This is a genomic window from Pseudomonas sp. S150 (assembly GCF_004526365.1).
In the GTDB taxonomy this organism is placed as follows: Bacteria; Pseudomonadota; Gammaproteobacteria; order Pseudomonadales; family Pseudomonadaceae; genus Aquipseudomonas; species Aquipseudomonas putida_A.
Genome location: NZ_CP038207.1, coordinates 2,575,132 through 2,588,598, shown reverse-complemented (window position 1 = coordinate 2,588,598; position 13,467 = coordinate 2,575,132). Strand labels below are relative to the sequence as shown.

The following is a 13,467-nucleotide window of genomic DNA, read 5'->3' as shown; positions in this document are numbered from 1 at the left end:
ATCTCAAAGCCCCCGACCTTTGTGGGAGCGGGCTTGCTCGCGAAAGCGGTGTATCAGCCAACATTTGTGGCGGATCTCATTCCGTCTTCGCGAGCAAGCCCGCTCCCACAGGCGTGGATGGCCGTTCACATATGGATCAAGCCTGCGCCTGACCTTCGGCGAGGAAGAACCAGGTTTCCAGCACGGAGTCCGGGTTCAGCGACACGCTTTCGATGCCCTGCTCCATCAGCCACTTGGCCAGATCCGGGTGGTCCGAAGGGCCCTGACCGCAGATGCCGATGTATTTGCCGGCCTTGTTGCACGCGGCAATCGCGTTGGCCAACAGCTTCTTGACCGCCGGATTACGCTCGTCGAACAGGTGCGCGATGATCCCGGAGTCACGGTCCAGGCCCAGTGTCAGCTGAGTCAGGTCGTTGGAACCGATCGAGAAACCGTCGAAGAACTCGAGGAATTCTTCAGCCAGGATCGCGTTGGATGGCAGTTCGCACATCATGATCACGCGCAGGCCGTTGTCGCCACGGGCCAGGCCGTTTTCGGCGAGCAGATCGACTACCTGACTGGCTTCGCCGAGGGTACGAACGAACGGCACCATGATTTCGACGTTGGTCAGGCCCATCTCGTTGCGCACGCGTTTCAACGCGCGGCATTCGAGTTCGAAGCAGTCACGGAACGATTCGCTGATGTAACGTGAAGCGCCACGGAAGCCGAGCATCGGGTTTTCTTCTTCCGGCTCGTACAGCTTGCCGCCGATCAGGTTCGCGTATTCGTTGGACTTGAAGTCCGACAGACGCACGATGACCTTCTTCGGCCAGAACGCTGCCGCGAGGGTGCTGATGCCTTCCACCAGTTTTTCGACGTAGAAACCGACCGGATCGTTGTAACCGGCGATGCGCTTGTCGACGCTGTCCTTGATTTCCTGCGGCAGGCCGTCGTAGTTCAACAGCGCTTTCGGGTGGACGCCGATCATGCGGTTGATGATGAATTCCAGACGGGCCAGGCCGACACCGGCGTTCGGCAGCTGCGCGAAATCGAAGGCGCGGTCCGGGTTGCCGACGTTCATCATGATCTTGAACGGCAACTCCGGCATGGCGTCCACGGAGTTCTTCTTGACGTCGAAGCCCAGCTCGCCTTCGAAGATGTAACCGGTGTCGCCTTCGGCGCAGGACACGGTTACGCCCTGGCCATCTTTCAACAGTTGGGTGGCGTTGCCGCAGCCCACGACCGCTGGAATCCCCAGTTCACGGGCGATGATCGCCGCGTGGCAGGTACGGCCGCCACGGTTGGTGACGATGGCGCTGGCGCGCTTCATCACCGGCTCCCAGTCCGGGTCGGTCATGTCGGAGACCAGCACGTCGCCGGCCTGGACTTTGTCCATTTCCGAGACGTCCTTGATGATCCGCACTTTGCCGGCGCCAATGCGCTGGCCGATGGCACGACCTTCCACCAGCACGGTGCCGGTTTCTTTCAACAGGTAACGTTCCATGACGTTGGCCTGGGTGCGGCTTTTCACGGTTTCCGGACGGGCCTGCACGATGTACAGCTTGCCGTCGTCACCGTCTTTGGCCCACTCGATGTCCATCGGGCAGCCGTAGTGCTTCTCGATGATCATCGCCTGCTTGGCCAGCTCGCTGACTTCGGCGTCGGTCAGGCAGAAACGCGCGCGTTCGGCCTTGTCGACATCGACGGTCTTCACCGAACGACCGGCCTTGGCCTCGTCGCCGTAGATCATCTTGATGGCTTTGCTGCCGAGGTTGCGGCGCAGGATCGCCGGGCGACCGGCTTCCAGGGTGCCTTTGTGTACATAGAATTCGTCGGGGTTGACCGCGCCTTGAACAACGGTTTCGCCCAGACCGTAGGCGCCGGTGATGAACACCACGTCACGGAAACCGGATTCGGTATCGAGGGTGAACATCACGCCGGCGGTACCGGTTTCCGAACGCACCATGCGCTGCACGCCAGCCGACAGGGCGACCAGTTTGTGGTCGAAGCCCTGGTGCACGCGGTAGGAAATCGCCCGGTCGTTGAACAGCGAAGCGAACACCTCTTTGGCGGCGCGGATAACGTTTTCCACACCACGGATGTTCAGGAAGGTTTCCTGCTGACCGGCGAACGAGGCGTCCGGCAAGTCTTCGGCGGTGGCGGAAGAACGCACGGCCACGGCCACGTCAGGGTTACCGGCCGACAGCGCGGCGAACGCGGTGCGGATCTCGGTATTGAGTTTTTCAGGGAATTCGGCGTCCATGATCCATTGACGGATCTGCGCACCGGTCTTGGCCAGTGCATTGACGTCATCGACGTCCAGGGCGTCGAGAGCCTTGTGGATCTGATCGTTGAGGCCGCTCAGTTCGAGAAAGTCGCGATAGGCCTGCGCGGTGGTGGCAAAGCCGCCGGGGACCGACACACCGGCACCCGCCAGGTTGCTGATCATCTCGCCCAGGGATGCGTTCTTGCCCCCCACATGCTCAACATCGTGTTTGCCGAGCTTATCGAGGGAAACTACGTACTCTACCAAGGTGATCTCTCCACTAACTGTGTTGGAAAAGCTCAGAAACCGGCGGCTCGGGGGAGCGTTGGCCGGCTGTATGGCCTGGACCTGGAAAATAAGTGAGAATGCGGGCCAATGGCGGCCGGCAAATCGCGCCTATCATATCCAGAAATACTCTTTAGCTTAAGGCCCAAGGTGCAAATGAAACGATCTGCTTTCTTTATCTCCGATGGCACCGGCATTACCGCCGAAACCCTGGGTCAAAGCCTTCTGGCGCAGTTCGAAAACATTACCTTCACCAAGCTCACGCGGCCGTATATCGACAACGCGGACAAAGCGCGGGCCATGGTACAACAAATCAACAAAGCCGCCGAAACCGACGGCTTCCGTCCGATCATCTTCGACACCATCGTCAATCAGGACATCCGTGAGATTCTCGCAACCTCCAATGGTTTCATGATCGACATTTTCTCGACGTTCCTCGCCCCGCTCGAACAGGAACTGACCGAGCATTCTTCCTACACCGTCGGCAAGTCGCACTCGATCGGCCACAACTCCAATTACATGGAGCGCATCGAGGCGGTGAACTTCGCCCTCGACAACGACGACGGCGCGCGCACCCACTATTACGACAAGGCCGACCTGATACTAGTGGGCGTGTCGCGTTGTGGTAAGACGCCGACGTGTCTGTACATGGCAATGCAATTCGGTATCCGCGCGGCCAACTATCCGCTGACCGAAGACGACATGGAACGCCTGACCCTGCCGACCGCCCTGCGCGCCCATCAGCACAAGCTGTTCGGCCTGACCATCGACCCCGACCGCCTCACCGCGATCCGCAACGAGCGCAAGCCCAACAGCCGTTATTCGAGCTACGCCCAGTGCGAATTCGAAGTGCGCGAAGTGGAAAACCTGTTCCGCCGCGAGAACATCCCGCACATCAACTCCACGCATTTTTCGGTGGAAGAGATTTCGGCGAAGATTCTGGTGGAGAAAGGCGTGGAGCGGCGGTTCAAATAGATTTGTGGCGTCTGTTCTGACGCCTTCGAGCAAGCCCGCGCCCACAGGTTGATCGAGCTCCTCCAGCTGGAATGCGATCGCATGTGGGAGCGGGCTTGCTCGCGAAGAACGATTACACGGTTTCCGTTAATGCCCGCGCCAGAGCCTCGAACCCGCCCAGCAACAATCGGTCATCCCCCACCGCATTGCACACACTCGCTCGAATGAACTGCGGCACCGCCGCATGCCCGACCGCAAAGGCCTCGGCGGTGGCCACCAGATAATTGTTTTCCTTGAGTTCCGCAGCAATCTGCGAGGCCCGCCACAGCTCCGGCACCTCAATCCAGAAGTGCGGGCTATGCGCATCCGCCTTGTAATTGAACCCCGCCAACACCGGTGCGACCAGCGCCTTGCGCCGGCCGATCTCGCTGATCTGCTCATCCAGCAAACGCTCGGCCATGCCGTTGTCGATCCAGCGGCTCGCCAACTCCATCGCCAGCGGATTAGCCATCCAGCAGGTGCCGCGAATGGCCGCACTCAGGCGCCCGATCAGCGCTTGCGGTGCATGCAGATAACCGACCCGCAGACCGGCTGAAACGGCCTTGCTCAGACTGCCGATCAACACCGCGCGCTCGGCGGCGAAATGGCTCAGCGGCAACGGTCGCTGGCGGGCCAGCACCGCATGTGCGTCGTCCTCGAAAATCAGCAGATTGTGTTGGCGACAGATGTCGGCAATCGCTTCGCGCCGCGGCACGGACATGACTGCTGCCGTCGGGTTCTGAATCGTCGGCGTGCAGTACAGCGCCGAGACACGGTGCTGCCGGCAGACGTCGTCCAGCGCTGCCGGCAGCAGCCCTTCGTCATCCATTGCGACACCGATGAGTTTGATCCCCAACTGGCGCGCGACGCTGATCAGGCCTGGATAGGTCAGATGCTCGGTAACCAGCGTATCGCCGGCCTTGAGCACCGCCCATCAAGGCGCACAGCAAGCCATGCTGGCCGCCATTGACGCACAACACCTGATCGGCGTGCGGCTGAAACGCGCCATGACTCAACCAGCGCGCCCCCGCCTGCCGATGCCGCAGCAAACCGCTTTCGACGGTGTAACCGGTCAACTGCTGCAAGCCGCGCGGATCACTGGCGAGGCTGTGCAGGGTCTGGCTCATGAATGCCGCTTCCTGCCCGGGGATCGGCTGATTGCGGCTCATGTCGAAACAGGCGCGCGGCTCATCGCTGACATTGCGAAAGCCCTTGTCCTGCGGCCGCTCCATCCCGCGCTCACGCACATAAGTGCCATCGCCGACCCGGGCCACCACCAGACCGACCCGCTCCAGTTCGCCATAGGCGCGACTGATGGTGCCGATGGTCACGCCCAGGCTATCGGCCAACAGCCGGTGCGGCGGCAATTTCGCTCCCGCCGCAATCACGCCTTCGGCGATGGCCTGCTGCACCGCATCCGCCAGGCGCTTGTACTTTACCCCCACCCCGTTGGCGAGGCCGTCGCGGAGGATTGACACCATGGCAATACTTACTTTGACAGTCATTGTCGCCCCGAATAGCGTGCTGAAAACAGGTTCAATCAGGGATAGCCCCTTTTCAACTACCAGGTCAATGCGGAGCACCAAGCATGTCGACTGCCATCAGCGCACCGTTGAACGCCAGCAAACCGTGGCTCGCCGGATTGCTCACCAGCACGTTTCTGATCGTCTGCCTGAGCTGGGGCACTACGTGGCTGGGGATCAGGATTGCCGTGGAAAGCGTGCCGCCACTGACCGCCGCGGGCCTGCGCTTTGTGATCGCCTTTCCGCTGTTCCTGAGCTTCGCCGCACTGCGCAGGGAACCGCTGTTGTTCCCGCGACAGAGTCGCTGGTTTTTCGTGTTCGTCACGCTGTCGTACTTCAGCCTGCCGTACTACCTGCTCAACTACGGCGAGATGCACGTTTCGTCCGGTCTGACAGCGCTGCTGTTCAGTTGCATGCCGGTATTTATCCTGATTTTTTCCGCGCTGTTTCTGCGCGAGAAAATCCTCCCCACACAGATGCTCGGTATCGCCATCGGTTTCGCCAGTCTGTTCATGATCATTCGCAGCCAGGGCCTGCATCTGGATCAGGCGGAATGGCTCGGCGTACTGGCGATTCTGTGCGCGGCGATCCTGCATGCGCTGTGCTACGTGGTGACCAAAAAGCACGGCAGCGCGATCAGCGTGATCACCTACAACACCCTGCCGATCGGCATCGCCGGGCTGATGTTATTTATTGTCGGCTTGAACGTGGAAGCACCGGTATTCAAGGACGTGACCGCGCGCTCATGGGGCGCTCTGCTGTACCTCGGACTGGTGGCGTCAGTGGGCGGCTTTATCGTGTATTTCATCCTGCTCAAACGCCTCAGCCCGGTGCTGTTGTCGTTCGTGTTCATTATCTTCCCGGTATTCGCCCTGCTCATCGGCGCCTGGTACGAAGGCACGCCGATCTCGCGGGACCTGATGCTGTACTCGGCAATCCTGCTCGCCGGTTTCGCGATCACCAAGCTACCGCTCAAACGCTGAAAGCCCACGACCCGAGGTGAGCACAAGGGCTCACACACCACTCAACTTTGAACATCGGAGGTTCAAATGTCGGTACACACCATGGAAACCCTCAGCCTGTTTAACAGCGAACCCTACCGGCGCGCCTTTGGTGCCCGAGTCATCGCAGTGGTCGATCAGGCCGTCGTGCTGGAACACACCCTTTTCTACCCAACCGGTGGCGGGCAACCGGGTGACACCGGGCATTTCAGTCTGGTGGATGGCACGCGGATCGAAGTCACCGGGACGGTGCGCGATCCCCTGCTGCCGTCGATCATCTGGCATCAGGTGCAGGAGTGCCCGCCGCAGTTGTGTACCGGCGCATTGATCAACGCCAGTCTCGACTGGGAGCGGCGCTATCAGCACATGAAGATGCATACCTGCCTGCATCTGCTCGGTGCGCTGATCAATGCGCCAGTCACCGGGTGCAGCATCAGCGCCGACAAGGGCCGACTGGATTTCGATCTGCCGGAAATGACCCTCGACAAGGACAGCATCACCCGCGACCTCAACACGCTGATCGAACAGGCCTGCACGGTCAATACCCTGTCGATGCCGGCCGCCGAGTACCCCGCCTTGCTGGAGAGGACCGGCAGCAAGACGGTCAAGCCGCCCGTCATTCAGGGTGACTTGCGCATGGTCGAGGTCAGCGGCGTCGACATCCAGCCCTGTGGCGGCACCCATGTGCACAACACCCGGGAAATCGGCCGGGTGTATTGCGAAAAAATCGAGAAGAAAAGCCGCAACAATCGCCGGGTAATCCTGCGTTTCGCGTAGGCGGACGGGCATTTACCGGATGAAAGTTTCTTCACTCAAAACAGACACGGTCTTTACGTCTTTGTAACATCTGGAAATATACAATCCGCGCAAGCAGCGCATCCGGTTCCCAAACCGGATGCGCCAGCCCTCCTGGCCTGATGAATTCAGCGGGCCCGCAACATTCACCTCCCACTTGAACCTGAAGAACGAGCATCCGCTCACTCGGTGGGTCGTGCAGACAGAAGCTACGCTCAGACTGCCGCGCCCCCTTGGACACCGCTGGAATCACTGCGTATGAAGAAAGTGTTCCGTCACTACATCCCGGCCACGACCCGGCGCTTGCTGCCCAATCGCTGGGACCTGATCGCCATGCCGCTGGTGATCGGCTTCTTGCTGTTTTTCTCGATCACCGCCCGGGAAACCTGGGCGCCAATCGCCACCTTGCAGAGCGAAGTGATTTCCCTCGATCCGGGCAACCTGCCGGAATACGCCATGCGGACCACCCTGCGCATGCTCGCGGCGATGGTCGCGGCGCTGGTGTTCACCCTGCTTTACGGCACCCTGGCCGCGAAAAGCCGTCGCGCCGAAAAACTGCTGGTGCCGGTGCTGGACATCCTGCAATCGGTGCCGGTGCTGGGCTACATCTCGTTCACCGTGACCTTCTTTTTGCTGATGTTTCCCGGCCGGGTACTCGGGGCGGAATTCGCTGCGATCTTTGCGATTTTCACCAGTCAGGCGTGGAACATGACCTTCAGCTTCTATCAGTCGCTGCGCATGCTGCCGCGGGATCTGGTGGAGGTGTCGACCAACCTGCAACTGTCCGGCTGGCAGAGTTTCTGGAAACTCGACGTGCCTTTCGCCATGCCCGGGCTGGTGTGGAACATGATGATGAGCATGTCCGGCGGCTGGTTCTTCGTGGTGGCGTCGGAAGCAATCACGGTGGGGGACCAGACCATCACCCTGCCGGGTATCGGCTCGTATCTGGCCATGGCCATCGCGCAGAAAGACCTGCACGCGGTGGGTTACGTGATCCTGACGATGATCGTGGTGATCCTGATCTACGACCAGTTCCTGTTCCGCCCGCTGGTGGCCCGGGCCGACAAGTTCCGCATGGAAAACACCGCCTCGCAGACCGCCGCGCCCGAATCCTGGGTACTGAACCTGATCCAGCGCACCCGCTTGATCCAGCGCCTGCTGCGCCCGTTCAGCCGCGCCATCAGCCGGCTGGGCAACATGCGCTTGAACCTGCCGCGCGCGGCGCGCCACACCCTCAGCGCGGACAACCCGAGCAGAGCGAAAATGATCGACTGGATCTGGGGCACATTGATCGCGCTGCTCACGGCTTATGCGCTTTATCACATCGTCCTGTATGTCGGCACAGAAGTGACGCTCGCCGAGGTCGGCCATGTATTGCTGCTGGGGTTCTTCACCTTGCTGCGAGTGGCCGGTCTGATTCTCATTGCTTCGCTGATCTGGGTGCCGCTGGGAGTGATGATCGGCCTGCGTCCGGCGCTGGCGGAAAAGATCCAGCCGCTGGCGCAGTTCCTCGCGGCATTTCCGGCGAACTTGCTGTTCCCGGTATTCGTCATCGTGATCCTGCGCTACCAGTTGAACCCGGACATCTGGCTCAGCCCGCTGATCGTGCTCGGCACGCAGTGGTACATCCTGTTCAACGTGATCGCCGGAGCCAGCGCCTTCCCCAATGACTACAAAGAGGCCGCCGCCAACTTCCGCATTCGCGGCTGGTTGTGGTGGCGCAAAGTCATGCTGCCGGGCATTTTCCCGTACTACGTGACCGGCGCCATTACCGCCTCGGGCGGTGCGTGGAACGCCAGCATCGTTTCCGAATTCGTCTCCTGGGGGCAGGACAAAGTCGTTGCCCACGGTCTCGGGGCCTATATCGCCCAGACCACCGCCGCCGGAGATTTTCCGAAAATCACCCTCGGCGTGGTGGTCATGGCGATCTTTGTCGTGGCCTTCAATCGTCTGGTCTGGCGACCGATGTACGCCGTGGCCGAAAACAAACTGCGCCTGAACTGATGGGACTCGCTGCGATGAATACCTATACCGGACAAACCGCCGCCAGCCCCGAAATCTACTCGCTCAGCGATGTGAACCGGGTGTTTGGCAAGGGCAAGGAAGAACTGCAAGTGCTCAGCGGGGTCGATCTGACCCTGCGCGAAGGCGAGATCGTCGGCATGCTCGGCCGCTCCGGCTCCGGCAAATCCACCTTGCTGCGGATCATTGCCGGCCTGATCGAACCGTCATCGGGCGATGTCCTGTACAACGGCCAGCCGCTGCACGGCCCGGCCGAAGGTGTGGCGATGGTGTTCCAGACCTTCGCCCTGTTCCCGTGGCTGACGGTGCTGGAAAACGTCGAGGCCGGCCTGCAAGCCTTGCAGGTCGAACGCAAGGCTGCGCGTAAACGGGCGCTGGCGGCGATCGACCTGATCGGCCTCGACGGTTTCGAAAACGCCTACCCGCGCGAGTTGTCCGGCGGCATGCGCCAGCGCGTGGGCTTCGCGCGTGCGCTGGTGGTCAACCCGACCCTGTTGCTGATGGACGAACCCTTTTCGGCACTGGACGTACTGACCGCCGAAACCCTGCGCACGGATCTGCTGGACCTGTGGAGCGGCAAGCAACTGCCGATCAAATCGATCCTGATCGTCACCCACAACATCGAAGAAGCGGTGCTGATGTGCGACCGCATTCTGGTGTTGTCGTCCAACCCGGGACGGGTGGTGGCGGAAATCAAAGTGCCGTTCGCCCATCCACGCAACCGCCTGGATCCGGCTTTCCGGCAGATGGTCGACGACATTTACGCGCAGATGACTGACCGGCGCAGCGCCGATGCCAGCGCCGGCAAACCCGAGCTGAAAATGAGCAGTCCGCTGCCTGAGGTCTCGACCAACCTGATGGCCGGTCTGATCGAAACCATCGCCGCCGAACCCTACAACGGCCACGCCGGCCTGCCCACCGTGGCCGAACGGCGTCTGCTGGAAGTCGATGACCTGTTCCCCGTGGCCGAGATGATCGAGCACCTCGGTTTCGCTGAACTCAAAGGCGCCGACATCACCCTGACCGACGCCGGCAAACTGTTCGCCGACTACGGCACCCAGGAGCGCAAAACCCTGTTTGCCGAGCACCTGATTCGCCACGTGCCGCTGGCCGCGCGCATCCGTCAGGTACTGCTGGAGCGCAATGGTCACCGCGCGCCACGGGTACGTTTCGAGCAGGAACTGCAGGACTCGCTGACCGAAGCGTTCGTCGAGAGAACCCTGGAAGTGGTGATCGCCTGGGGTCGTTATGCGGAGATTTTCTCCTACGACGACCACACCGAAACCTTCAGCCTGGAGGATGTCGAGGGCAGCCTGTAGCCCGCGACACCTCTGGCGTTGGCCTAGATCACGAACAGGTCGACGAAGCGATTGACCGGCGTGGCTTCGAGCGCTTGCTGATCCTTGCACAGGGTGAAGATCTCGTTGCTGCGCTGGCCGGTGAAACGCGTCGCCAGGTTGGCCTTGAACTTGTCCTCCAGCAACGGGATGCCCTCGGCGCGGCGGCGACGGTGGCCGATCGGGTATTCCACCACCACGTTCTCGGTGCTCGATCCGTCCTTGAAAAACACCTGCACCGCGTTGGCAATCGAGCGCTTGTCGGCCTCCAGATACTCGCGGGTGAAACGCGGGTCTTCGACGATGACCATCTTCTCGCGCAGCACATCGATGATCGGGTGCGCGGCGTGGAAATCGTCCTCGTATTGCTCGGCCAGCAGATTGCCGAATGCCAGCGGCACGGCGGTCATGTATTGGAGGCAGTGGTCGCGGTCGGCGGCGTTGGCCAGCGGCCCGACCTTGGAGATGATGCGAATCGCCGACTCATGGGTGGTGATGACGATGCGGTCGATTTCATGCAAGCGGTTGCGCACCAACGGATGCAAGGTCACCGCTGCTTCGCAGGCCGTTTGCGCATGGAATTCGGCGGGGAAGCTGATCTTGAACAGCACGTTTTCCATCACGTAACTGCCGTAGGGCCGCGAGAAACTGAAGGCACGTTTGCCTTCGGGCTTGAGCGCCAGATCGTTATTGGTATGGCTGAACGATACGTCGTAGAAGCCCCACTGCCTGGCCGTCAACACCCCGGGAATACCCATCTCGCCACGCAGGGCAATGTCGGCCAGACGCACTCCGCGGCTGGTCGCATCACCCGCCGCCCAGGATTTACGCGATCCGGCGTTCGGCGCATGGCGATAGGTGCGCAGCGCCTGACCATCGGCGAAGGCATGGGACAACGCCGACAGCAGTTGCTCGCGATTGCCCCCCCTCAGTTTGGCGGTGACGGCGGTCGAAGCGACTTTCACCAGCAGCACGTGGTCTAGGCCGACGCGGTTGAACGAGTTTTCCAGAGCGATCACGCCTTGAATTTCGTGGGCCATGATCATCGCTTCAAGTACATCGCGAATCGTCAGCGGCTTCTCACCATTGGCAACGCGCTTTTGCGACAGGTGATCGGCCACCGCGAGAATTCCGCCGAGGTTGTCCGACGGATGCCCCCACTCGGCGGCGAGCCAGGTGTCGTTGTAATCGAGCCAGCGCACGACGCAGCCGATGTCCCACGCGGCTTTCACCGGGTCGAGGCGATAGGAAGTGCCCGGCACCCGCGCCCCGAACGGCACGACGGTGCCCTCGACGATGGGGCCAAGGTGCTTGGTGCATTCGGGAAAACGCAACGCCAGCAGGCCACAGCCGAGGGTATCCATCAGGCAGTTGCGGGCGGTGTCGAGGGCTTCGGCAGATTCGACGTTGAAGGTGAGGACGTAATCGGCGATGTCCTGCAGGACACGGTCGTAGTCGGGGCGGTTGTTCTGGTCGACGTTGGCGCTCATTGCGGTTCTCCTGGTGGGGAATGATGAGTGGGGTGGTCTTCCTCAGGGGCTGGTTGGTTTTTTGTTCAGAGCAGATCGTGGTGTCTGCTTTGTGATGTTTCGTCAGTGGATTGTTTCCCTCACCCTAGCCCTCTCCCGGAGGGAGAGGGAACCGACCGGGTGATATTCAACACATACGTCGACCTGAAAGCTCTTCCGTGAATCCATAATCGCCAAGATGCTTCAGGTCGCAGGACATCCAATTACAACTCGGTCTGCTCCCTCTCCCTCCGGGAGAGGCTAGGGTGATATTCAACACATACGTCGACCTGAAAGCTCTCCCGTGAATCCATAATCGCCAAGATGCTTCAGGTCGCAGGACATCCAATTACAACTCGGTCTGCTCCCTCTCCCTCCGGGAGAGGGCTAGGGTGATATTCAACACATACGTCGACCTGAAAGCTCTCCCGTGAATCCATAATCGCCAAGATGCTTCAGGTCGCAGGACATCCAATTACAACTCGGTCTGCTCCCTCTCCCTCCGGGAGAGGGCTGGGGTGAGGGCATCGATACTGGATCAGAAAGAGTCGCCAGGGATACGGACGAAACCTTCCATGAGGACGCGCGCACTGCGGCTCATGATGGCCTTTTTCACGACCCACTCACCGTTTTCCAGACTGGCCTCGGCGCCTACGCGCAGCGTCCCGGACGGATGGCCGAAGCGCACCGCGTTGCGCTCGACACCGCCCGCCGCGAGATTCACCAAAGTCCCGGAAATCGCCGCCGCCGTGCCGATTGCCACCGCCGCCGTGCCCATCATCGCGTGGTGCAATTTGCCCATCGACAACGCACGCACCAGCAAATCCACATCAGCGGCAGCGATCGCCTTGCCGCTGGACGCGATGTAATCCGCAGGCTTGGCGACGAACGCGACTTTCGGCGTGTGCTGTCGCTTGGCCGCTTCGTCCAGATTCGAAATCAGCCCCATGCGCAATGCACCGTAGGCGCGGATGGTTTCGAACATCTGCAGGGCTTTCGGGTCGCTGTTGATCGCGCTTTGCAGCTCGGTGCCGGTGTAGCCGATGTCTGCGGCGTTGACGAAAATCGTCGGAATCCCGGCGTTGATCATGGTCGCCTGGAACGTGCCGACACCCGGCACTTCCAGCTCGTCGATCAGGTTACCGGTGGGGAACATCGAACCGCCGCCGCCCTCTTCTTCCGCTGCCGGGTCCATGAACTCCAGTTGCACTTCGGCGGCCGGAAAGGTCACGCCGTCGAGTTCGAAATCACCGGTTTCCTGCACCTCGCCGTTGGTGATCGGCACGTGGGCGATGATGGTCTTGCCGATGTTGGCCTGCCACACGCGCACCACCGCCACGCCGTTGTGCGGAATGCGGCGGGCCTCCACCAGACCGTTGCTGATGGCGAACGAACCGACCGCTGCCGAGAGGTTGCCGCAATTGCCGCTCCAGTCCACGAACGGCTTGTCGATGGAGACCTGACCGAACAGGTAATCGACGTCGTGATCGGCCTTGCTGCTTTTCGACAGGATCACGGTTTTGCTGGTGCTCGACGTGGCACCACCCATGCCGTCGATCTGCTTGTCGTACGGGTCGGGGCTGCCGATCACCCGCAGCAGCAAGGCATCGCGGGCGGGGCCGGGAACCTGCGCGGCTTCGGGCAGATCCTTGAGGCTGAAGAACACGCCTTTGCTGGTGCCGCCGCGCATGTATGTGGCGGGGATTTTGATCTGCGGTGCGAAATGAGCTGCGTGAGCCATGGTGCTCCTTATCCGCA

At 61.1% G+C, this 13,467-nt stretch carries 8 protein-coding genes and 1 pseudogene; 5 read left to right on the top strand and 4 right to left on the bottom strand.

Translation table 11 applies throughout. The annotated features are described in order from the left end of the window. Nucleotides 1–136 precede the first annotated feature (136 nt). Nucleotides 137–2,512, bottom strand: a complete 2,376-nt coding sequence (gene ppsA / locus E3Z29_RS12000; RefSeq protein WP_096797095.1) for a phosphoenolpyruvate synthase — start codon at nt 2,510–2,512, stop codon at nt 137–139. Nucleotides 2,513–2,686: 174 nt separating this feature from the next. On the opposite strand from ppsA, the gene E3Z29_RS11995 reads away from it, so the two are divergent. Further along, on the top strand, nt 2,687–3,505 hold the full coding sequence (locus tag E3Z29_RS11995) for a pyruvate, water dikinase regulatory protein (RefSeq protein ID WP_007960912.1): 819 nt from the start codon (nt 2,687–2,689) through the stop codon (nt 3,503–3,505). A gap of 112 nt (nt 3,506–3,617) precedes the next feature. On the opposite strand, the pseudogene E3Z29_RS11990 reads toward E3Z29_RS11995, so the two are convergent. Next, nucleotides 3,618–5,028, bottom strand: a pseudogene (locus tag E3Z29_RS11990) (PLP-dependent aminotransferase family protein). An 83-nt stretch (nt 5,029–5,111) separates the two neighbouring features. Between E3Z29_RS11990 and E3Z29_RS11985 the strand changes: the two are divergent. From E3Z29_RS11985 to E3Z29_RS11970, 4 genes are all read left to right on the top strand, one after another. Next, nucleotides 5,112–6,029: a DMT family transporter gene (locus tag E3Z29_RS11985; RefSeq protein WP_134785848.1), complete on the top strand. Its 918-nt coding sequence runs from the start codon at nt 5,112–5,114 to the stop codon at nt 6,027–6,029. Nucleotides 6,030–6,095: 66 nt separating this feature from the next. Next, nucleotides 6,096–6,824, top strand: a complete 729-nt coding sequence (locus E3Z29_RS11980; protein ID WP_134785847.1) for an alanyl-tRNA editing protein — start codon at nt 6,096–6,098, stop codon at nt 6,822–6,824. A 276-nt stretch (nt 6,825–7,100) separates the two neighbouring features. Then, nucleotides 7,101–8,846: an ABC transporter permease subunit gene (locus E3Z29_RS11975; protein WP_134785846.1), complete on the top strand. Its 1,746-nt coding sequence runs from the start codon at nt 7,101–7,103 to the stop codon at nt 8,844–8,846. 14 nt (nt 8,847–8,860) lie between these two features. Then, on the top strand, nt 8,861–10,183 hold the full coding sequence (locus tag E3Z29_RS11970; RefSeq protein ID WP_134785845.1) for an AAA-associated domain-containing protein: 1,323 nt from the start codon (nt 8,861–8,863) through the stop codon (nt 10,181–10,183). Nucleotides 10,184–10,206: 23 nt separating this feature from the next. Here the strand turns inward: E3Z29_RS11970 and prpD are convergent, their stop codons facing one another. Next, nucleotides 10,207–11,691 carry a 2-methylcitrate dehydratase gene (gene prpD / locus E3Z29_RS11965; RefSeq protein ID WP_134785844.1) on the bottom strand — a complete coding sequence of 495 codons (1,485 nt, stop codon included), beginning with the start codon at nt 11,689–11,691 and terminating at the stop codon, nt 10,207–10,209. A gap of 556 nt (nt 11,692–12,247) precedes the next feature. Next, complete coding sequence (gene prpF, locus E3Z29_RS11960; protein ID WP_134785843.1) at nt 12,248–13,450, bottom strand: 2-methylaconitate cis-trans isomerase PrpF; 1,203 nt, start codon at nt 13,448–13,450, stop codon at nt 12,248–12,250. Nucleotides 13,451–13,467 lie beyond the last annotated feature (17 nt).